The 19,518-nt window shown below is 54.1% G+C and carries 20 protein-coding genes; 10 read left to right on the top strand and 10 right to left on the bottom strand.

Going from position 1 to position 19,518, the window contains the following annotated elements:
* The 9 genes from ycjQ to pspA form a co-directional block, all read right to left on the bottom strand.
* Positions 1–1,053 (bottom strand): D-guloside 3-dehydrogenase, encoded by a 1,053-nt coding sequence (ycjQ, locus tag BH712_RS01645; RefSeq protein WP_006810813.1) that lies wholly within the window; start codon positions 1,051–1,053, stop codon positions 1–3.
* Positions 1,054–1,081: 28 nt separating this feature from the next.
* Entirely contained in the window at positions 1,082–1,924 is an 843-nt protein-coding gene (locus BH712_RS01640; RefSeq protein ID WP_006810814.1) for a carbohydrate ABC transporter permease, read from the bottom strand.
* Complete coding sequence (locus BH712_RS01635; RefSeq protein WP_006810815.1) at positions 1,911–2,792, bottom strand: carbohydrate ABC transporter permease; 882 nt, start codon at positions 2,790–2,792, stop codon at positions 1,911–1,913. Before BH712_RS01635 ends, BH712_RS01640 begins: the two co-directional genes overlap by 14 nt.
* Positions 2,793–2,813: 21 nt before the next feature.
* Complete coding sequence (locus BH712_RS01630; protein WP_006810816.1) at positions 2,814–4,106, bottom strand: ABC transporter substrate-binding protein; 1,293 nt, start codon at positions 4,104–4,106, stop codon at positions 2,814–2,816.
* A gap of 13 nt (positions 4,107–4,119) precedes the next feature.
* Positions 4,120–5,817: a sugar phosphorylase gene (locus tag BH712_RS01625; RefSeq protein ID WP_006810817.1), complete on the bottom strand. Its 1,698-nt coding sequence runs from the start codon at positions 5,815–5,817 to the stop codon at positions 4,120–4,122.
* A gap of 195 nt (positions 5,818–6,012) precedes the next feature.
* On the bottom strand, positions 6,013–6,237 hold the full coding sequence (pspD, locus tag BH712_RS01620) for a phage shock protein PspD (protein ID WP_006810818.1): 225 nt from the start codon (positions 6,235–6,237) through the stop codon (positions 6,013–6,015).
* 12 nt (positions 6,238–6,249) lie between these two features.
* The gene (pspC, locus tag BH712_RS01615) at positions 6,250–6,609 is read right to left on the bottom strand and encodes an envelope stress response membrane protein PspC (protein ID WP_006810819.1); all 360 of its coding nucleotides are present in this window, start codon (positions 6,607–6,609) and stop codon (positions 6,250–6,252) included.
* The gene (pspB, locus tag BH712_RS01610; RefSeq protein ID WP_003856853.1) at positions 6,609–6,833 is read right to left on the bottom strand and encodes an envelope stress response membrane protein PspB; all 225 of its coding nucleotides are present in this window, start codon (positions 6,831–6,833) and stop codon (positions 6,609–6,611) included. Before pspB ends, pspC begins: the two co-directional genes overlap by 1 nt.
* Positions 6,834–6,882: 49 nt before the next feature.
* On the bottom strand, positions 6,883–7,551 hold the full coding sequence (gene pspA / locus BH712_RS01605) for a phage shock protein PspA (protein ID WP_006810820.1): 669 nt from the start codon (positions 7,549–7,551) through the stop codon (positions 6,883–6,885).
* A 151-nt stretch (positions 7,552–7,702) separates the two neighbouring features.
* Here pspA and pspF point away from each other — a divergent pair, with 151 nt between their 5' ends.
* The 6 genes from pspF (at position 7,703) to sapF (ending at position 14,063) form a co-directional block, all read left to right on the top strand.
* Entirely contained in the window at positions 7,703–8,695 is a 993-nt protein-coding gene (gene pspF, locus BH712_RS01600; protein ID WP_169313203.1) for a phage shock protein operon transcriptional activator, read from the top strand.
* A gap of 88 nt (positions 8,696–8,783) precedes the next feature.
* The gene (gene sapA, locus BH712_RS01595; RefSeq protein ID WP_006810822.1) at positions 8,784–10,424 is read left to right on the top strand and encodes an ABC transporter substrate-binding protein SapA; all 1,641 of its coding nucleotides are present in this window, start codon (positions 8,784–8,786) and stop codon (positions 10,422–10,424) included.
* Positions 10,421–11,386 carry a putrescine export ABC transporter permease SapB gene (gene sapB, locus BH712_RS01590; protein WP_006810823.1) on the top strand — a complete coding sequence of 322 codons (966 nt, stop codon included), beginning with the start codon at positions 10,421–10,423 and terminating at the stop codon, positions 11,384–11,386. The genes sapA and sapB overlap by 4 nt, the downstream gene beginning before the upstream one ends.
* Positions 11,373–12,263 (top strand): putrescine export ABC transporter permease SapC, encoded by an 891-nt coding sequence (gene sapC / locus BH712_RS01585; protein WP_006810824.1) that lies wholly within the window; start codon positions 11,373–11,375, stop codon positions 12,261–12,263. Before sapB ends, sapC begins: the two co-directional genes overlap by 14 nt.
* Positions 12,263–13,255, top strand: a complete 993-nt coding sequence (sapD, locus tag BH712_RS01580) for a putrescine export ABC transporter ATP-binding protein SapD (RefSeq protein WP_003856840.1) — start codon at positions 12,263–12,265, stop codon at positions 13,253–13,255. The genes sapC and sapD overlap by 1 nt, the downstream gene beginning before the upstream one ends.
* Position 13,256: 1 nt before the next feature.
* Entirely contained in the window at positions 13,257–14,063 is an 807-nt protein-coding gene (gene sapF, locus BH712_RS01575; protein ID WP_006810825.1) for a putrescine export ABC transporter ATP-binding protein SapF, read from the top strand.
* Here the strand turns inward: sapF and BH712_RS01570 are convergent.
* On the bottom strand, positions 14,060–14,650 hold the full coding sequence (locus tag BH712_RS01570; protein ID WP_006810826.1) for a TetR/AcrR family transcriptional regulator: 591 nt from the start codon (positions 14,648–14,650) through the stop codon (positions 14,060–14,062). The two genes, sapF and BH712_RS01570, sit on opposite strands and share 4 nt — an antisense overlap.
* A 131-nt stretch (positions 14,651–14,781) precedes the next feature.
* Here BH712_RS01570 and BH712_RS01565 point away from each other — a divergent pair, with 131 nt between their 5' ends.
* From BH712_RS01565 to BH712_RS01550, 4 genes are all read left to right on the top strand, one after another.
* The gene (locus tag BH712_RS01565; RefSeq protein WP_032673859.1) at positions 14,782–15,183 is read left to right on the top strand and encodes a RidA family protein; all 402 of its coding nucleotides are present in this window, start codon (positions 14,782–14,784) and stop codon (positions 15,181–15,183) included.
* Between the two features lie 285 nt (positions 15,184–15,468).
* Positions 15,469–16,257, top strand: coding sequence for an enoyl-ACP reductase FabI (fabI, locus tag BH712_RS01560; RefSeq protein WP_003856831.1), 789 nt, complete (start codon positions 15,469–15,471; stop codon positions 16,255–16,257).
* A gap of 147 nt (positions 16,258–16,404) precedes the next feature.
* Positions 16,405–17,391, top strand: coding sequence for a CMD domain-containing protein (locus tag BH712_RS01555; RefSeq protein ID WP_006810829.1), 987 nt, complete (start codon positions 16,405–16,407; stop codon positions 17,389–17,391).
* A gap of 88 nt (positions 17,392–17,479) precedes the next feature.
* On the top strand, positions 17,480–19,414 hold the full coding sequence (locus BH712_RS01550) for an exoribonuclease II (protein ID WP_006810830.1): 1,935 nt from the start codon (positions 17,480–17,482) through the stop codon (positions 19,412–19,414).
* Positions 19,415–19,518 lie beyond the last annotated feature (104 nt).

Genomic DNA, 19,518 nt, shown 5'->3' with positions numbered 1-19,518 from the left:
TTAAAAAGTAACGCCCATTTTGATACTGAGTTCCGGGTGCTGATCGACATACTTCATATAGCTTTCCGGGCTGGTGGTGAAGGTGACGACCGGGTCGATCAGATCTTCACAATTGAGATAACCGTTCATCAGCAATTCCCAGCAGGTCTCTTCAATACGCTTGCGGCTCCAGCGCGGATAGTCCGGGTTGGGTTCGCTGCATGCGCGGGAGAAGACAATTTTCGCGTTGTTGAAGTGTGCTTCGCGACCCAGGTTGAAGCCTGCCGCAAACGGCTTGGCGAAAGCCACGTAGGAGATCGTTCCGCCGTAGGCGAGACCGCGCAGTGCAGATTGCAGCGCATCTGCAAAACCGCTGGTTTCGATGATCACATCCGCGCCCTGCTTGCCGGTCAGTTTCTTAATTTCAAGACCGACATCCGTACCGATTGGGTTCAGGCAGTGGTCTGCACCGTGACGGCGGGCGATCTCACAGCGGTGTTCGATAGGATCGACGCCAATAACCACTGACGCACCGGCTTTTTTCGCCAGCTGAATCGCAATCTGGCCAATCGCGCCCAGCCCTACAACCACGACGAAATCCCCTACGCGGACGTTAGCATCACGCACGCCGCTCATGGCGAACTGTGCCGGATCGTAGCAAACGGCGTTTTTCCAGGATGCGCCCTGCGGCATTTTGCGCAGCTTGTAGTTGTCCACCGCGTTGACGATGACCGTTTCCTGCAACGGGCCGTAGCAGCAGACGCTGTCGCCAATCTGGTAATCCGTCACGTCCGCACCACATTCGATGATGTCGCCGACGATCATATTTCCCAGCTGGAATTTACCAAATTCGATGCCGCGCGCTGCCCCTTCTTCACGGGGTGTAAACATCTGCCACTCAGCGTTGAACTCTTCATCGATGAACGGGCTTGCCGCGCGGAAATCCACGACTTCGGTGCCATGTTTTGGAGCACCATAACGGGCACGAATTTTGACTTCATGTGCTGCTACAGGACGATCTTCGTATTCCACCAGCGCCGCTACACGAGGCGCTGTCGCAACTAATTTTTTCATGACTCACTCCTTGTTAAAATCGGCCGCCTCAGCCCTTCACGCCGCCGGCGGTCAAACCACTTTTAATAAAACGTTCAGACAGGGCATACATAATGACGACCGGAAGTGCCGTCACCAGCGATGCCGCCATCATGCGACCCCAGATGTAATCTGGCGTGCTGAAGAGCGTGTTCAGCCCCACCGGTAAGGTGAAGTTGCTGGCGCTGGACAGGAAAATAGAGGCGAACAGATAGTCATTCCACGCCACCATAAAGCAGTAGACAAAGACCGACACCAGACCAGAGATCGCCAGCGGCACGGTGATGCGGAAGATAATTTGCAGGCGGTTCAGGCCATCCATCATCGCGGCCTCTTCTATTTCGTCCGGGATGGTGTCGAAATAGCTGCGCAGCATAAAGACCGCGGTAGGCAACGTCTGCGTCACCATGGTGATGATCAGCGCCAGCTCGGTGTCATAAATGCCGAGCGCGGTGATGATTTTGAACAGCGGCACCACCAGCAGGATCCCGGAGAACATATAAACGGTATAGAAGCTCGCATTGATCGTCGTGCGCCCTTTAAAGCGCAGCTTGGATAACGCGTAAGCACCCAGCGTGCCGAGAAACACCGCAATGATCGATGAGGTGAGCGACACCACCATGCTGTTACGGAAGTAATCCACAAACGGGAAAATCAGCGGATTAAAGATGTCGACGTAGTGCTGGAGCGTCCATTCCTGCGGCAGAATGGTCGGGTGCAGCGAGATCGCCTCTTTCGCGCTTTTGAACGACGTCATCAACATCACAAAAAACGGAAACAGCGTGATAATCAGAAATAGCGCCAGTCCCAGATAAAAACCGATACGGCCCAGAACGCGTTTATTTGTTGCCATTGAGGTTTACCTTTTTTCTGGTCAGCAGAATGACAGCGAAGATGATCACAAACAGCACAACGGAAATGGCGGCTGCTTTACCCAGATCATTGAATGCAAAGGCGGTTTTGTAGAGATACACGCCCAGAATATCGACCTTCGTGGTCAGCAGATAAACATCCGCAAACATGTAGAACATCCAGATGGTGCGCAGCGTGACCACCGTTGCCAGCACCGGCATGATGGCGGGCAACGTCACGATACGGAAACGCTGCCAGGCATTCGCCCCGTCCATCTCTGCCGCTTCGTACAACGATTTATCAATGGTCTGTAAAATCGCGAGGAACGAGATAAAGGCATACGGGAAGTAACGCCAGATGGCGAACAGCACAACCAGCACAAAACTGCTGCCAGGGTTGTCGAACCACAGCGGCGCCTGATCGTAGAGATGCAGCAGATCAACGCCCAGATAGTTCACAATCCCGTAGCCGTTGTTGAACATGTATTTCCAGGCAAACACCAGTGAAATAGACGGCGTCACATAGGACAGGATCACCAGTGAACGTGCCGTTTTCCGCATGCGGAATTCACGGTTAAAGAAGATCGCTACGGCCAGCCCCAGCCCGGTGCTGCCGAGCACGACCAGCGCCGTGTACCAGAACGTCATCCACAGCGAGTGCCAGAATGCAGCATCACCCAGGATGCGAATGTAGTTATCAAGGCCGACAAACACCGCATCAATGCGCGGGTTCAGCGGTAAACGTAAAAAACTGATTTCAATGTTGGAAATCATTGGCCAGGCCACCAGGCCCCCCAGCAAAATCAGGCTGGGGGCCAACAGCAGCATGGCGAAAGGCATATCTGAACGACCAGAAAACAACGTCTTCATAATTCCCTTCGCAAAGCGCTCCTATCGTTGTGAGATCAGGTCAGTCAGTTTTTTCTGGCTGTTGCTTAACGTCGCATTGAGATCTTTTTGACCCACCGTCACGTTATGCACCATGGAACTGATAATGCCGGACCCGGTAACGTCTCCCATGCGGGTAAAGTTTTTGTCCCCCACCGCACCAAACACCTGGACGTTCGGGAACTGCGCAATCAGCTCGTAAGGCAGTTGGCCGAAGGCTTTGATCACGTCGTTGTTTTTCCAGCTTTCAGTGCCCACCACAAGTTTGTTCACTGGCAGCGCCGCGCCAGGGGACATCATCACCCAGTCAGAGGCGTTCTGCGCCTGCTCCATCCAGGTCACAAATTTTTCGGCCGCCTGCGTTTCTGCTTCGGTCTGACCGGTCGTGATCGTCAACGAGGTGATCATGCCGTACACGGCAGATGATTTTTCCGTCGGGACAACAAATCCCAGGTTGGCCGGATTACCATCTTTGTAGACCGCGGGCAGGATATAGGTGGAATAAACCGCCATAGGCGCAGAGCCGTTCATGAAGGCGTCTTTGATCTCCATGACATCATTCGAGCCCGGCATGGTGTTCGCGGCCAGTGCCCGATAAAACGCCAACGCTTTCGACATTTCAGGGGTCTCGATTTTCACGTTGCCGCTTGCATCAAAGACGTTAGCCCCTCCAGACAGAGCAAACTGCGAGAAGGCCTGCTCCGTCATGACGCTTTCTGCGGTTGGAAGCGCGATACCGTAGTGTTTTTTCGCCGGATCGTTGAGCGCCTGACTGGCTTTCAGCAGTTGCTCCCAGTTGTGTGGTTCTCCGATCCCCGCTGCCGCGAGCGCATCTTTGTGATACCAGACACCGGACAGCCAGGCGCTAACCGGCACCCCTGTCCATGCGGTACCGTCTTCAGTGCGAACAACGCGTAAAATGCCGTCGTAGAACGTGTCTTCGCCAACGGCTTTGATCGCGTTGCCGATCGCTTCACGGTCCAGCAGTTGCTCTTTATCCATGACTTTGGCGTAGTCATGGCTGACTTCAATCACTTCCGGCAGCGCGCCGGTACGGGCCAACGTAATGACTTTGGTGTTATAGGCATCTTCCTCAACGGGAACCTGTTTCACCGTGATAGTCGGGTTCTCTTTTTCGAATTTTTCGATCAGTTTCGTAATAACTGCCTGACGCTCCTGTTCTACCGACGAGTGCATAAACTCAATGGTGACCTGAGATGCTTTATCGTCCTTACAGCCTGATAACAGGGCGCACGAAACCAGTGCTGATAACAGCACAATTTTGGGCATTTTCATTTTTGGGTCCTTTTTAGTTTTCTTTAATCCACATGACCTGCCATGGATTGAGGGTCAGTTCCGTACCGCTAATATCTTGTCCTGATAGTAATTCTTTACCGAAGTGCGTTTGTTCATAAACGGTCTGCATTTTATTGCTAAAATTAAATAATGCTGTTATTCGCTCGCCATTTTTAGCAACACGAACAATTTTAAGAATATGTTCACCCATTGCGTCAAAAATAGCCTGACCGTCGGGATGGAACGCACTCTCTCCGCGACGAATAGCGATAAGCTCACTCAAACGAGAATAAATTTGATAACGAATACTCTTCTTATTATTGAGTTCCCGATCAACCTGACCTGCGGTATATTTCTTCCGGTTTATCGCACGGTTATATCCGAGACGCTCAACCCCTTCATAATCGTTACGCGAACCGAGAATGCTTTGAATATAAACAGCCGGTACGCCAGGGAAACTTAACAACACAGCATGCGCCAGGATGAACCGGGCAATGCGCTCATCATCTGAACTGTCTCGTAAACTTAACGCATCAAGATAGGTGACATTAATTTCATAAGGGCTTCGCGTTCCGTCTGGATTATTTTTCCAGTTAACCAGCGCGCCTTCCTGCTGAAGCTTGTCGACCAGCGAGAGGATCTCGGATTCCGGAAGGATGCCGCGTAATGGGTTTAAACCGATACCATCATGCGAGGCCAGGAAATTAAACCATGTGGTGTGTGTTGAAGGCAGCGCCAGTGACCCCGCCCACTGACACAGGGCTTTAACGTCCTGACAATGAACGGCGTGCAGCACCAGCGGAGGTAAGGAAAACTGATAGACCATCTGGGCTTCATTTTCGCCATTACCGAAGTAAGAGATATTGTCTTTGTGGGGAACATTTGTCTCAGTGATTATCACCGTTCCAGGCGCCACGGCGTCCGTAATGGCGCGGAACAGCTGGATAAGGCAATGGGTTTGTTCCAGATGAATGCAGGTAGTTCCCGGGATCTTCCACATAAACCCAACCGCATCCAGACGGATATAACGCGCCCCTTCCATGAGGTAATGGAGCAGAACGTCAACCATTGCAATCAGCACCTGCGGCGAGGCGAAATTGAGATCGATCTGGTCCTCACTGAAGGTGGTCCACAGATGACGAACGCTGCCATCATGAAGCGTGAATGGCGTCAGCAGCGGTAATGCGCGTGGACGCGTCACGGCGGATAAATCGGTTTCGGGATCGACAGAAATAAAGAAATCTTCGTAGCCTGGCTTCTGCGCCAGATAATTAGCAAACCATTCACTTTTCGCTGACATATGGTTGCAAACGAAGTCAAACATTAAGCTGGCTGACTGTTTTAATTCCGCAACATCCTGCCAGGTTCCGGTTTCATGTGCCACCTCGTGATAATCGATAACGGAAAATCCATCGTCCGAAGACCATGGATAAAACGGTAACAGATGGACATGGGAAAACGTACGGGAAAGCCATTCATTATAGAACCGGGTGAATACCGGCAACGCTTTCTCCCCTTTCGCGGAGAACTGATCGGCATACGTAATCAGCACCACGTCTTTTTCATCCCAGCCTGACTTACGTTTTTCCGTAATATTAACCGCCGCTTTTTCAAGCTTAGTTAATAACACGTCCAGGTGTGCATCTGAAAATGATTCACCGTAAATATGATTGATAAGTTTTTTAATTTTCGCGTTCACATTATTTTCCATGGTAGCGGTCCCACGGGGTGGCAATCTACTCCCATGAAAAATATCTGTCAACGGACCCGGGCGCAGAAAGCCGCAATCTCAGAGCAGCGCAACGCATTATTGTGAGCTGCCGCAAAGAAAGAAGAAAAGCAGAAGAAACGCAGAGGGGGAACTCATGCCCCTTCTCCTGGCGAGAAAGGGCGTATGCGGGAGGGACTAACGTGAAAAGTAGCGCCGGGAAACGCGTTTTGCCAGTTTTTGTAACAGCGGCTCCAGAGCAACCGCCAGCAACATTCTGACCGGCTTGCGGGCAACAGATTTGATCGCCCAACCCGCCACACCGGCCGGGCCATAACGTAACGCCGTCATCAGAACCAGTTTACCTGCGATTTTCAGGCCGGGTTTTACCTTCTGACCGGCCTGTTGCCAGTTTTGTTTCATGTAAGTTCTCTCTTAAAGCTGACGAAAACGACTTCTCAGCGTAAAGGTATCGGAGGTGACATAACGTTCCATCTCACGCAATCGCTTCTCCCCTGCGCTTAGCTGTTCATCGACCGCGTTAAGGAGATCGCTGCTGGTTGGCGTGTTCTCTGCATCCAGTTCACCTTCCGGCATCGGATCGAGCACAAACGACAAAATGATATAAGCCACCAGCGTAATAAAGGCCAGGCCGAAGAAAATCGACAACACGGTGACCACACGCACCAGTTTTACCGGAACATCCAGATAGTGTGCCAGTCCGGCGCAAACGCCCCGTACCATGCCCTGCTGCGGGATGCGCCACAGTTTTTTATTCAGATTCAGTCCAGCCATTATCGCTCCCTCCAGTTCGGGTGTTCCGCATCCAGGATAGCTTCCAGCGCCTGAATACGTTCGCGCATTTTATTTGCCTCCGCAGAGAGTTGCGCCAGCCGCTGCTGTTCACTCTGGGACAACTCACCGCGTGAAGAACGGTTGCTGTAGTGCAGCCATAACCAGATGGGCAGAACAAACAGCACAAAAATGGTCAGGGGTATAGCCAGAAAAAGCGCGCTCATGTGTACTCCTTGTCTTACGATGCGGCACGCTCAGGTGCCGCAGGAATTATTATTGGTTGTCTTGTTTCATTTTGGCTTTCAGCGCAGCCAGCTGCTCGCTAATTTCATCATCGGCTTTCAGGTCAGCAAACTGCTGATCCAGGGTTTTCTGCTTACCGATGCTGTGGCTTTCAGCTTCCGCTTCCATGTGGTCGATACGGCGTTCAAACGATTCGAAACGCGCCATCGCTTCATCCAGTTTGCCGCTGTCCAGCTGGCGTCGCACGTCGCGGGACGAGCTTGCCGCCTGGTGGCGCAGCGCCAGCGCCTGTTGACGTGCGCGGGTTTCGCTGAGTTTGTTTTCAAGCTCACCGATCTCTTTCTTCATACGCGTCAGCGTATCATCCACCAGCGTCACTTCATGTTCCAGGGTGGTGACCATATCGCTCAGCTTCTGTTTTTCAATCAGCGCAGCGCGAGCCAAATCTTCTTTATCTTTACGAAGCGCCAGTTCGGCCTTTTCCTGCCACTCGTTGAGCTGGGAGGTCGCCTGCTCGATACGACGCGTCAACTGCTTTTTCTCTGCCAGCGCGCGGGCGGAGGTGGAGCGTACTTCAACCAGCGTGTCTTCCATCTCCTGAATCATCAGGCGCACCAGCTTCTGCGGATCTTCCGCTTTCTCCAGCAGTGAGTTGATGTTGGCGTTCACGATGTCGGCAAAACGAGAAAAAATACCCATAATTCAATCCTCATAGTTCTGTTATCGGGCGATGCCCTGCTGAACAGGTAATACAAATGCCATGCCAACTTTTTATCTTATTGATTTTACTGTATGTGATTGATATTTACTCAGCCGACAGCTATGCTCACCTGGTGAATATCACTAAGGAGTGGTTAATTTCATCATGGCTGAATATAAAGATAATTTGCTTGGCGAAGCCAACAGTTTTCTGGAAGTGCTTGAGCAGGTCTCTCGCCTGGCACCGCTGAATAAACCGGTCCTCATTATTGGCGAGCGGGGAACGGGTAAAGAACTTATCGCTAACCGTCTGCATTTTTTGTCGGGCCGATGGGACGGACCCTTTATTTCCCTTAACTGCGCGGCGTTGAATGAAAATCTGCTCGACACCGAGCTGTTTGGTCATGAAGCTGGCGCATTTACCGGCGCGCAAAAACGGCATCCCGGACGCTTTGAACGTGCCGATGGCGGAACCCTTTTCCTCGACGAGCTGGCGACAGCGCCGATGCTGGTGCAGGAAAAGCTGCTGCGCGTCATTGAGTATGGTGAACTGGAACGCGTTGGCGGAAGTCAGCCGCTCCAGGTCAACGTTCGCCTGGTATGCGCCACCAACGCCGATCTGCCCGCGATGGTGGCAGAAGACAAATTCCGCGCCGACCTGCTGGACAGGCTCGCTTTCGATGTCGTTCAGCTGCCACCACTGCGGGAGCGGCGCAGCGATATCATGTTGCTGGCCGATCAATTTGCCATTCAGATGTGCCGGGAATTGGGCCTGCCGCTCTTCCCGGGCTTCAGCGAACAGGCCACCGAGACCCTGCTCGGTTACCACTGGCCGGGCAATATTCGTGAACTCAAAAACGTGGTGGAACGGTCTGTTTACCGTCATGGCACCAGCGAGACCGAGCTGGACAACATTATTCTCGATCCGTTTCGGCGCGAGGTTAAACAGCCTCCGGCTTCAACGACGCTCCAGCAGGATCCGGCGTTACCGCTCGATTTACGGCAGTTCCAGCATCAGCAGGAACAGCAACTGCTTGAGCAGAGCCTGAAAGAGGCAAAATATAACCAGAAACGGGCAGCTGAACTGCTGGGTCTGACCTACCATCAGTTAAGGGCATTGCTCAAAAAACATCAAATGCGCTGACATTATCAGCACTTACCCCCAGACATTTTTACGAAGCAGGCGTAAGTGCGATACACTTTGCAGATCGAATCTAAAAACCTTAAAAACTATGCGCCTGGTTTTATCGTCCCTGTTTGCACTCGGTCTGTTCAGCAATCTGGCCTTTGCTGCGCCCGATCGCGCTGTGCCCCCTGATATCCGTGATAGTGGTTTCGTCTACTGCGTCAGCGGGCAAGTTGATACCTTTAATCCGCAAAAGGCGGGGAGCGGCCTGATTGTTGATACGCTGGCCGCACAGCTTTACGATCGCCTGCTTGATGTCGATCCTTACACCTATCGGCTGGTCCCGGAACTTGCCGAGAGCTGGGAAGTGATGGATAACGGCGCCACATACCGCTTCCGTCTACGCGATGACGTCGCTTTTCAGCACACCCCGTGGTTTACCCCAACCCGTAAACTCAACGCGGATGACGTGGTTTTCACCTTCCAGCGCATCTTCAACCGCAATCATCCATGGCACAACGTCAACGGCGACAACTTCCCCTATTTCGACAGTTTGCAGTTTGCTGATACGGTCAAAAGCGTTGGTAAACTGGATAACCGTACGGTTGAATTTCGCCTGACACGCCCGGACGCCTCCTTCCTATGGCACCTGGCAACCCATTACGCCTCGGTCATGTCAGCCGAGTATGCGGATCAGCTGACGAAAAAGGATCGTCAGGAACGTCTCGATCGTGAACCTGTGGGCACAGGTCCGTTCCAGTTAGCAGAGTACCGCGCCGGACAATACATTCGCCTGCAACGTCACGATCATTTCTGGCGCGGCAAACCGCTGATGCCGCAGGTAATTGTTGATCTGGGCTCAGGCGGAACAGGGCGACTCTCTAAACTGCTGACTGGCGAGTGCGACGTCCTTGCCTGGCCTGCGGCCAGTCAGTTGACCATTTTGCGCGACGACCCTCGCCTGCGCCTGACCCTGCGCCCGGGAATGAACATCGCTTATCTGGCGTTTAATACCGATAAGCCGCCGCTCAATAACCCGGCCGTGCGCCATGCGCTGGCGTTAGCGATCAACAACCAGCGTCTGATGCAGTCGATTTACTACGGTACTGCGGAAACCGCCGCCTCTATTCTGCCGCGCGCCTCCTGGGCCTATGACGGCGAGGCGAAGATCACGGAATACAATCCGGCGAAAGCGCGCGAACAGCTTAAAGCGCTGGGGGCAGAGAACCTGACGCTACAGCTGTGGGTACCTACCAGCTCTCAGGCGTGGAACCCCAGCCCGCTGAAAACGGCCGAACTGTTACAGGCCGATATGGCGCAAGTGGGCGTTAAGGTGATCATCGTGCCTGTCGAAGGCCGTTTCCAGGAGGCGCGTCTGATGGACATGAATCACGACTTAACGCTGGCTGGCTGGTCCACCGACAGTAACGACCCGGACAGCTTCTTCCGTCCGCTATTGAGCTGTGCGGCGATCAACTCCCAGACCAACTACGCTCACTGGTGTAACCGGGAATTTGATGCCGTACTGCAAAAAGCGCTGGCGTCTCAACAGCTTGCTTCCCGCATTGAAGCCTACGATGAAGCGCAAAATATTCTGGCCAGAGAACTTCCCGTGTTGCCGCTTGCCTCTTCCCTGCGCCTCCAGGCCTACCGTTACGATATCAAAGGGCTGGTACTCAGCCCGTTTGGTAACGCCTCCTTCGCGGGCGTGACCCGTGAGAAAGAACAAGAGGTGAAAAAACCATGATTATCTTTACCTTGCGTCGGCTGCTGTTATTGCTGGTCACCCTGTTCTTCCTGACCTTTGTCGGCTTTAGCCTTAGCTACTTTACGCCGCACGCCCCGCTTCAGGGCTCCTCCCTCTGGGACGCCTGGCTGTTCTGGTTTAACGGCCTGTTGCACTGGGATTTTGGCGTGTCCAGCATCAACGGACAGCTTATCTCCGAGCAGCTGAAAGTCGTTTTCCCGGCCACCATGGAGCTGTGTATACTCGCCTTTGGCTTTGCCCTTATGGTGGGGATCCCGGTGGGGATGCTGGCGGGAATTTATCGCAATAAATGGCAGGATAAATTTATCAGCGCGCTTGCCTTAATTGGTTTTTCCATCCCTGTTTTCTGGCTGGCGCTGCTGCTTACCCTCTTCTTCTCACTGACGTTAGGCTGGCTGCCGGTGTCTGGCCGTTTTGACCTGCTCTATAACGTGCAAACGGTGAGCGGCTTCGCCATCGTTGACGCCTGGCTTTCTGATTCGGTCTGGCGCGACGAAATGATCGTGAGCGCGCTGCGCCACATGGTGCTGCCGGTACTTACGCTGGCCGTCGCGCCAACGACCGAAGTGATCCGCCTGATGCGTATCAGTACCATCGAGGTCTTCGATCAAAACTATGTTAAAGCTGCCGCCACGCGCGGATTGTCTCGCCTGACGATTTTGCGTCGCCATGTGCTGCACAATGCGTTGCCGCCGGTTATCCCACGTCTTGGGCTGCAATTTTCCACCATGCTGACGCTGGCCATGATCACCGAGATGGTTTTCAGCTGGCCGGGCCTTGGGCGCTGGATGATCAACGCCATTCGCCAGCAGGATTACGCTGCGATCTCCGCCGGGGTGATGGTGATAGGTTCCCTGGTCATTATTGTTAACGTTGTTTCCGATATTTTGGGTGCCATGGCCAACCCGTTGAAGCATAAGGAATGGTATGCCTTACGATAACGTCTACAGCGAAAAGCGCACGCCCGGTGCGTTACGTACCGTGTGGCGTAATTTTTACGGGGACACCACGGCGATGATCGGCTTTTACGGCTGTATTGGCCTCGTGTTGCTATGTGTTTTTGGCTCGTGGTTTGCCCCGTATGGCATCGATCAGCAGTTCCTTGGCTACCAGCTTTTACCGCCGTCGTGGTCGCGCTACGGGGAGGTTTCTTTCTTCCTGGGGACTGACGATCTCGGACGCGACGTCCTAAGCCGTTTACTGAGCGGCGCGGCCCCCACTGTGGGTGGCGCGTTTGTGGTGACGCTGGCCGCCGCGATCTGCGGCCTTGCGCTGGGTATTTTTGCCGGCTCAACCCACGGGCTGCGGTCAGCCGTGCTTAACCATATTCTGGATACCCTGCTCTCGATTCCTTCGCTGCTGCTGGCGATTATCGTTGTGGCCTTCGCGGGGCCACATCTCACGCATGCGATGTTTGCCGTCTGGCTGGCCATTCTGCCGCGCATGGTTCGCTCGGTGTACAGTCTGGTTCACGACGAACTGGAGAAAGAGTATGTCGTCGCCGCCCGTCTGGATGGCGCCACCACCTTCAATATTCTCTGGTTTGCCGTGCTGCCAAATATTGCCGCCGGGCTGGTGACGGAGATCACCCGTGCCCTGTCGATGGCGATTCTGGATATCGCGGCGCTGGGCTTCCTGGACCTGGGCGCGCAGCTCCCCTCCCCGGAATGGGGCGCTATGCTCGGCGATGCGCTGGAGCTGATTTACGTCGCGCCGTGGACGGTGATGCTGCCGGGCGCGGCCATCATGGTGAGCGTGCTGCTCGTTAACCTGCTGGGCGACGGGATCCGCCGCGCCATCAATGCGGGGGTGCAATAATGCCGTTACTTGATATCCGCAACCTCACGATCGAAATTAAAACGGGCGAAGGCTGGGTCAAGGCCGTGGATCGCATCAGTATCACGCTCGCTGAGGGCGAAATCCGCGGGCTGGTGGGCGAATCGGGTTCGGGGAAAAGTCTGATCGCCAAAGCCATTTGCGGCGTGGCGAAGGACAACTGGCGGGTGACCGCCGATCGTATGCGTTTCGACGACATCGATCTGTTGCGTCTTTCCCCACGCGAACGCCGCAAGCTGGTGGGTCATAACGTCTCGATGATTTTCCAGGAGCCGCAATCCTGTCTCGACCCGTCCGAGCGCGTCGGGAAACAGCTGATGCAGAACATTCCCGGCTGGACCTATAAAGGCCGCTGGTGGCAGCGTTTCGGCTGGCGTAAACGCCGTGCCATTGAGCTGTTGCACCGTGTCGGGATCAAAGATCATAAAGACGCGATGCGCAGTTTCCCCTACGAACTGACCGACGGTGAATGCCAGAAAGTGATGATTGCCATCGCCCTGGCGAATCAGCCGCGCCTGCTGATTGCGGACGAACCGACGAACGCGATGGAGCCAACCACTCAGGCCCAGATCTTCCGCCTGCTCACGCGTCTGAACCAGAATAACAACACCACCATTTTGCTGATCAGCCATGACCTGCAAATGTTGAGCAAGTGGGCGGATAAAATTGACGTGATGTATTGCGGCCAGACGGTAGAAACCGCGCCAAGTGAAGACCTGGTGACGACGCCGCATCATCCCTATACCCAGGCGCTGATCCGGGCAATCCCTGACTTTGGCAGCGCGATGCCGCACAAGAGCCGTCTGAATACCCTGCCAGGCGCGATACCGCTGCTGGAATCGCTGCCCATTGGCTGCCGTCTGGGTCCGCGCTGCCCGTATGCTCAGCGTAAATGCATTGAAACACCGCGCCTGACAGGGCCGAAAAACCATCTGTTTGCCTGTCATTTCCCGCTGAACATGGAGAGAGAGTGAAATGGTCGAAACCTTACTGGAAGTGCGAAACCTGAGTAAGACCTTTCGCTATCGCACCGGCCTGTTTCACCGTCAGACCGTCGAGGCGGTTAAACCGCTGAGCTTTATGCTGCGCGAAAAACAGACGCTGGCGATTATTGGAGAAAATGGATCGGGCAAATCGACCCTGGCAAAAATGCTTGCGGGCATGGTCGAGCCGAGCGGCGGTGAAATACTGATTGACGATCATCCTCTGGAATTTGGGGACTACTCTTTCCGCAGTCAGCGCATCAGGATGATTTTTCAGGATCCGTCGACCTCCCTTAACCCGCGCCAGCGAATTTCCCAGATCCTGGATTTCCCGCTGCGGTTGAATACCGACCTGGAGCCGGAAGCACGTCGCAAACGGATTGTCGAAACCCTGCGTCTGGTTGGCCTCCTGCCCGACCATGTCAGCTATTACCCACATATGCTGGCCCCGGGGCAAAAACAGCGTCTCGGTCTGGCCCGCGCGCTGATCCTGCGCCCGAAGGTCATTATCGCCGACGAAGCGCTGGCGGCGCTGGATATGTCGATGCGTTCGCAGCTCATTAACCTGATGCTGGAGTTACAGGAGAAACAGGGGATCTCCTATATCTACGTCACTCAGCACCTGGGCATGATGAAGCATATCAGCGATCAGGTGCTGGTGATGCACCAGGGCGAAGTCGTTGAGCGCGGCAGTACGGCTGATGTGCTGGCCTCCCCACTCCATGACCTGACAAAACGCCTGATTGCCGGACACTTTGGTGAAGCGTTGACGGCGGACGCGTGGCGTAAAGATCGCTAGCCGTTACGTAATCCGCTTGCCAGCAGAGTAAACACCTCTATGGCATGCGGTAGCGTCTTCTGCGGATCATCACTGGCAGCTATCAACAGAGCCGCATTCAGCGCAGCACCATTTAACAGATGGGCTGCAACTCTGGCATCCATCTTTTTAAGCACCTTGCATTCGATCATTTTTTCGATGGTCTGACGGGTGGACTCAAGGCAGCTGTTCTGGCTGGGCCATTGCGCCGGATCGCCCAGAACAGCCGGGCCGTCAAGCAGTACAATACGCTGAACTTCCGGAACCAGCGCCATTTTAATATAGGCAATGCCTTCCGCCAGCAATCGTTCCCAGTCATCTTCTGCGGCGGCGGCAACGGCTTTCGCGTTTGCTGCCATTTCGCCGTCTATCTGCGCGACTACCGCCGCCAGTAACCCTTTCTTATCGGTAAAATTATGATACAGCGCGCCGCGTGTTAACCCCACGCTTGCCGTCAGTTCATCCATCGACGCTGCGGCATAGCCTTTTTCTGCAAATGCCCTCCGCGCCGCCTGAATCATTTTCTCGCGATTTTCCTGGGCTGTTTCAGCGCGACGTTTTGTAGCCATAGGACTTCCTTTATTAAGCAATCTTTTAATTTGACATACGCAATGTATGTGAATTACATTTTTGACATACATCGCGTATGTTACTTCCACTGCGTAACCACAACAATACCTCTGACAGAAAAGGAAAAACCATGCACTCACGTGATCCTGTATTCCCGGCCAACCGTCATGCCCTTTATGAAGAGCATGGCTATTCAGCTGCAATCCGCTCTGGCGATCTGTTATTTGTTTCCGGTCAGGTTGGCAGCCGCAGTGATGGCACGCCTGAGCCTGATTTCCCCGCTCAGGTACAGCTGGCGTTCGATAATTTACGGGCGACTCTGGCAGCCGCGGGATGTACTTTTGACGATCTGATTGACGTCACGACGTTCCATACCGATCCTGAAAACCAGTTCCCCGCCATCATGGAGGCGAAGAAACTGGCGTTTCCGCACCCTCCTTATCCAAACTGGACGGCTATCGGTGTTAACTGGCTGGCCGGATTTGATTTTGAAATTAAAGTTATTGCCAGAATTCCCTCGCCAGCGAAGTAATATCCGTTCCGGCAGTATAAGCGTGCAGCTTCGGCCAGTGTCTGGTTGGATGAGGCGAACCCAGCGCGCGGTGATATACTGCTGGAATACACACAAAACAGCCTGATGAAGAGTCAGGTCAACGTCTTCCGTGAACCCAGTCACGACGCAGGAGCGAGAAATATCGTGACACAAGGGGCTGTGAGTGGGCTATAATTTCGAGCTAATTTCGAATGATTTTGAAATACTGCCTGTAACGCTATGAATTACAAGGCAAAATAAGCAATGAATATAAGGATTAAAGCTATGGGTTTTCTTTCCGGTAAGCGCATTCTGGTGACTGGCGTTGCCAGCAAACTGTCCATCGCATACGGCATCGCACAGGCTATGCATCGCGAAGGCGCTGAGCTGGCGTTCACCTACCAGAACGACAAGCTGAAAGGCCGTGTTGAAGAATTTGCCGCGCAGCTGGGTTCCAGCATTGTTCTGGAATGTGACGTTGCACAAGACGAAAGCATTGATGGCATGTTTGCTGAACTGGCAAAAGCATGGCCAAAATTCGACGGTTTTGTTCACTCCATCGGCTTCGCACCTGGCGACCAGCTGGACGGCGACTATGTGAACGCGGTTACCCGTGATGGCTTTAAAATCGCACACGACATCAGCTCCTACAGCTTCGTTGCGATGGCAAAATCCTGCCGCGCGATGCTGAATCCGGGCGCAGCCCTGCTGACCCTGTCCTACCTTGGCGCAGAACGTGCAATCCCTAACTACAACGTTATGGGTCTGGCAAAAGCCTCTCTGGAAGCTAACGTGCGCTACATGGCGAACGCAATGGGTCCTGAAGGCGTGCGTGTTAACGCTATTTCTGCGGGTCCAATCCGTACCCTGGCCGCGTCCGGTATCAAAGATTTCCGTAAAATGCTGGCACACTGCGAAGCGGTTACCCCGATTCGTCGTACCGTTACCATTGAAGATGTGGGTAACTCTGCGGCATTCCTGTGCTCTGACCTTTCCGCAGGTATCTCCGGTGAAGTGGTTCACGTTGACGGCGGCTTCAACATCGCTGCAATGAACGAACTGGAAATCAAATAAGCTTGTCACTCTCTTCCCGCCAGGGAAGAGAGTTTCTCCCCCCCCTTCGTTATTCCGTTCTGCTATTTGTTATCACCTAACAATATTTTTCCCCTCATCCGCCTTACGCCAGGATATTGATCGCCATTTTGAGATCAAGGAACGCCCATGGAACAGCGCCGTTTTTCCGGCAAAGGCCACTGGTATCATGAAACCCAGTCAAATCATTCGCAGAGGGACGTTCTGCCGCTGGTGCCCGAAGCTGCTAACGTCGACGATCGTTTTTTGCTCGATTTAGCCCTGCCCGAAACCATTCTCGCACGCTGTGCTGGCTGGCTTACGCCTGCCCGAAACCTGTGTCATCTTTTGTTCCCACTCGAAACACCCGTGAACCGTCTGCATACGCTCAGCGCCTACGACAGGCTGAGCACGGCATTAACGGTTGCCCAGGCGTGTGGCGTTCAGCGGCTCTGTAACCACTACGCTGCTCTCCTCGCGCCTCTTCCGGGGCCGGATTCCTCCCGGGAAAGCAATCGACGCCTTGCAGAAATTACCCAGTATGCCCGCCAGTTAGCCAGCTCACCCGATGTCATCGATAACAAAGCCCAAAACCAGCTTGATGAAGTTGGACTTACGACGTATGACATTGTGCTTATTAACCAGATCATCGGCTTTGTCGGTTTTCAGGCGCGAGTGGTCGCGGCATTTCAGGCGTTGCTTGGCCATCCGGTACGCTGGCTTCCCGGACACCACATTCAGCCCCATACCTTGCCGGTCAGCTTCAGCAAATGGACCGCCACGCTTCCCCCGGTTGAACTCAAATATGCCAGTACGCTTCAGCTTGAGGCACTCTCTCGCTGGCAGGCGGAACCGGCGCTTGAAGCGCTCACGCCGGTGCTGTGTCATGAACCGATGCTGCTTAACATGACGGGCGAAATTCTGGTTAACCTTCCGCGAAGCGAAGGCCAGGCGTCGTCGATGCTCACCGCCGCCCATGCGCTGCTCGTCGCGTCTCCGGATCGCTTTAGCGCTGCCCAGTTAACGCCCCTGACCGAGTCAGGTCTCTCGCCAGAGAAGGTCATCAGCCTGTTAACCCGATCGGCATTTTATGGCTGGCTGGACCGTCTGCGCATGGCGCTCGGCAAAGAGGAATAACCATACTCTTTACCTAAAGAGCGCTTGCTGTAGCAGTGAGATTCGCGTAAAACTGTCAGCCGCTCAATGGCTACGAAAATAGAACATTATGTTTCAGGACAACCCGCTGCTAGCGCAGCTTAAACAGCAACTGCATTCCCAGACGCCGCGTGCAGAAGGGGTCGTAAAAGCCACGGAAAAGGGCTTTGGCTTTCTTGAAGTTGACGGTCAGAAGAGCTACTTCATTCCGCCTCCTCAGATGAAGAAAGTGATGCATGGCGACCGCATTTCGGCCGTTATTCATACCGAAAAGGAACGAGAATCTGCCGAGCCGGAAGCACTGATCGAACCTTTCCTGACCCGCTTTGTCGGGAAAGTGCATAAAAAAGACGATCGTCTTTCTGTCGTGCCGGATCATCCTCTCCTGAAAGATGCTATTCCGTGCCGCGCCGCGCGTGGCGTTGAGCATGATTTTGTTGAGGGGGACTGGGCGGTGGCTGAGATGCGCCGTCATCCGTTAAAAGGCGATCGCGGTTTCTACGCAGAGCTAACCCAGTACATCACCTTCGGCGACGACCATTTCGTCCCCTGGTGGGTGACGCTGGCGCGCCACAACCTCGAAAAAGAAGCCCCTGATGGCGTGGCAACTGAAATGCAGGACGAAGGTCTGGAACGTCGCGATCTGACGGCGCTGGACTTTGTTACCATCGACAGCGCCAGCACCGAGGATATGGACGATGCGCTGTATGCCGAAGAGACAGCCGATGGCAAGCTGCATCTGACCGTCGCCATCGCCGATCCTACCGCATGGATTGTTGAAGGCAGCAAGCTGGACGAGATGGCCAAAGTGCGTTCGTTCACCAACTACCTGCCGGGCTTTAACATTCCGATGCTGCCGCGTGAACTCTCCGACGACCTTTGCTCGTTGCGTGCGCATGAAGTGCGTCCGGTGCTCGCCTGTCGCATGACCATCGCGGCTGACGGTACCATTGAAGAGGACATCGAGTTCTTCGCCGCCACCATCGAATCCAAAGCCAAGCTGGCCTATGACAACGTATCCGACTGGCTGGAGAATACGGGCAGCTGGAAACCCGAGTCCGACACTATTGCTGCACAAATTCGTCTGCTGCACCGCGTCTGTCTGAGCCGCAGCGAATGGCGTCAAACCCACGCGCTGGTCTTCAAAGATCGTCCGGACTACCGTTTTGTGCTGGGTGAAAAAGGTGAAGTGCTGAATATCGTCGCTGAGCCGCGCCGTATTGCCAACCGCATCGTTGAAGAAGCGATGATTTCCGCCAACATTTGTGCCGCACGCGTGCTGCGCGACAAATTAGGCTTTGGCATTTACAACGTGCACACCGGGTTTGATCCGGCGAACACCGAAGCGCTGGCTGCCCTGCTGAAAACTCATGACGTACACGTTGATCCTGAGGAAGTGCTTACCCTTCAGGGTTTCTGCAAACTGCGCCGCGAGCTGGACGCACAGCCGTCAGGGTTCCTTGACAGCCGTATTCGCCGCTTCCAGTCCTTTGCGGAAATCAGCACCGAGCCAGGCCCGCACTTTGGTCTCGGTCTTGAGGCGTACGCGACCTGGACCTCTCCGATCCGTAAGTACGGCGACATGGTGAACCATCGTCTGCTGAAAGCGATCATTAAAGGTGAATCTGTTGCGCGCCCTCAGGATGATACGACGTTGCAGATGGCAGAGCGTCGCCGTCTCAACCGTATGGCGGAGCGTGATGTCGGTGACTGGTTGTACGCGCGCTTCCTGAATGATAAGGCGGGGACTGACACCCGCTTCCCGGCTGAAATCATCGATATCAGCCGCGGCGGTATGCGCGTTCGTCTGGTAGATAATGGCGCCGTTGCCTTTATCCCTGCCCCGTTCCTGCACGCCGTTCGCGATGAACTGGTTTGTAGCCAGGAAAACGGGACCGTGCAAATTAAAGGCGAAACGGTATACAAGGTCACAGACGTGATTGATGTCACCATCGCTGAAGTCCGTATGGAAACCCGCAGCATTATCGCGCGCCCTGTCGCCTGATAACCGCGCAAACTCCCGGCCTTCCCGTTCAGGGGCTGCCGGGAGTTCTCTCCTGTATTATCTCCCGAAAAATCATCGTTTTTTCTCACACTTTTCGTTTTCCC

This window comes from Enterobacter hormaechei ATCC 49162 (assembly GCF_001875655.1).
Taxonomy (GTDB): Bacteria; Pseudomonadota; Gammaproteobacteria; order Enterobacterales; family Enterobacteriaceae; genus Enterobacter; species Enterobacter hormaechei.
The sequence above is the reverse complement of the archived record's forward strand: the minus strand, read 5'-3'. Positions and strand labels throughout refer to the sequence as shown.

What these genes read in the sequence shown, in the direction of transcription:
- BH712_RS01630 (WP_006810816.1), bottom strand. Translation starts at nt 4,106, where the DNA reads ATGAAAATGCCCAAAATTGTGCTGTTATCAGCACTGGTTTCGTGCGCC.
- BH712_RS01550 (WP_006810830.1), top strand. Translation starts at nt 17,480, where the DNA reads ATGTTTCAGGACAACCCGCTGCTAGCGCAGCTTAAACAGCAACTGCAT.
- pspB (WP_003856853.1), bottom strand. Translation starts at nt 6,833, where the DNA reads ATGAGCGCGCTTTTTCTGGCTATACCCCTGACCATTTTTGTGCTGTTT.
- sapA (WP_006810822.1), top strand. Translation starts at nt 8,784, where the DNA reads ATGCGCCTGGTTTTATCGTCCCTGTTTGCACTCGGTCTGTTCAGCAAT.
- BH712_RS01640 (WP_006810814.1), bottom strand. Translation starts at nt 1,924, where the DNA reads ATGGCAACAAATAAACGCGTTCTGGGCCGTATCGGTTTTTATCTGGGA.
- pspA (WP_006810820.1), bottom strand. Translation starts at nt 7,551, where the DNA reads ATGGGTATTTTTTCTCGTTTTGCCGACATCGTGAACGCCAACATCAAC.
- sapD (WP_003856840.1), top strand. Translation starts at nt 12,263, where the DNA reads ATGCCGTTACTTGATATCCGCAACCTCACGATCGAAATTAAAACGGGC.
- BH712_RS01555 (WP_006810829.1), top strand. Translation starts at nt 16,405, where the DNA reads ATGGAACAGCGCCGTTTTTCCGGCAAAGGCCACTGGTATCATGAAACC.
- fabI (WP_003856831.1), top strand. Translation starts at nt 15,469, where the DNA reads ATGGGTTTTCTTTCCGGTAAGCGCATTCTGGTGACTGGCGTTGCCAGC.
- BH712_RS01635 (WP_006810815.1), bottom strand. Translation starts at nt 2,792, where the DNA reads ATGAAGACGTTGTTTTCTGGTCGTTCAGATATGCCTTTCGCCATGCTG.
- ycjQ (WP_006810813.1), bottom strand. Translation starts at nt 1,053, where the DNA reads ATGAAAAAATTAGTTGCGACAGCGCCTCGTGTAGCGGCGCTGGTGGAA.
- pspD (WP_006810818.1), bottom strand. Translation starts at nt 6,237, where the DNA reads ATGAAACAAAACTGGCAACAGGCCGGTCAGAAGGTAAAACCCGGCCTG.
- sapC (WP_006810824.1), top strand. Translation starts at nt 11,373, where the DNA reads ATGCCTTACGATAACGTCTACAGCGAAAAGCGCACGCCCGGTGCGTTA.
- sapB (WP_006810823.1), top strand. Translation starts at nt 10,421, where the DNA reads ATGATTATCTTTACCTTGCGTCGGCTGCTGTTATTGCTGGTCACCCTG.
- BH712_RS01570 (WP_006810826.1), bottom strand. Translation starts at nt 14,650, where the DNA reads ATGGCTACAAAACGTCGCGCTGAAACAGCCCAGGAAAATCGCGAGAAA.
- pspC (WP_006810819.1), bottom strand. Translation starts at nt 6,609, where the DNA reads ATGGCTGGACTGAATCTGAATAAAAAACTGTGGCGCATCCCGCAGCAG.
- BH712_RS01625 (WP_006810817.1), bottom strand. Translation starts at nt 5,817, where the DNA reads ATGGAAAATAATGTGAACGCGAAAATTAAAAAACTTATCAATCATATT.
- BH712_RS01565 (WP_032673859.1), top strand. Translation starts at nt 14,782, where the DNA reads ATGCACTCACGTGATCCTGTATTCCCGGCCAACCGTCATGCCCTTTAT.
- sapF (WP_006810825.1), top strand. Translation starts at nt 13,257, where the DNA reads ATGGTCGAAACCTTACTGGAAGTGCGAAACCTGAGTAAGACCTTTCGC.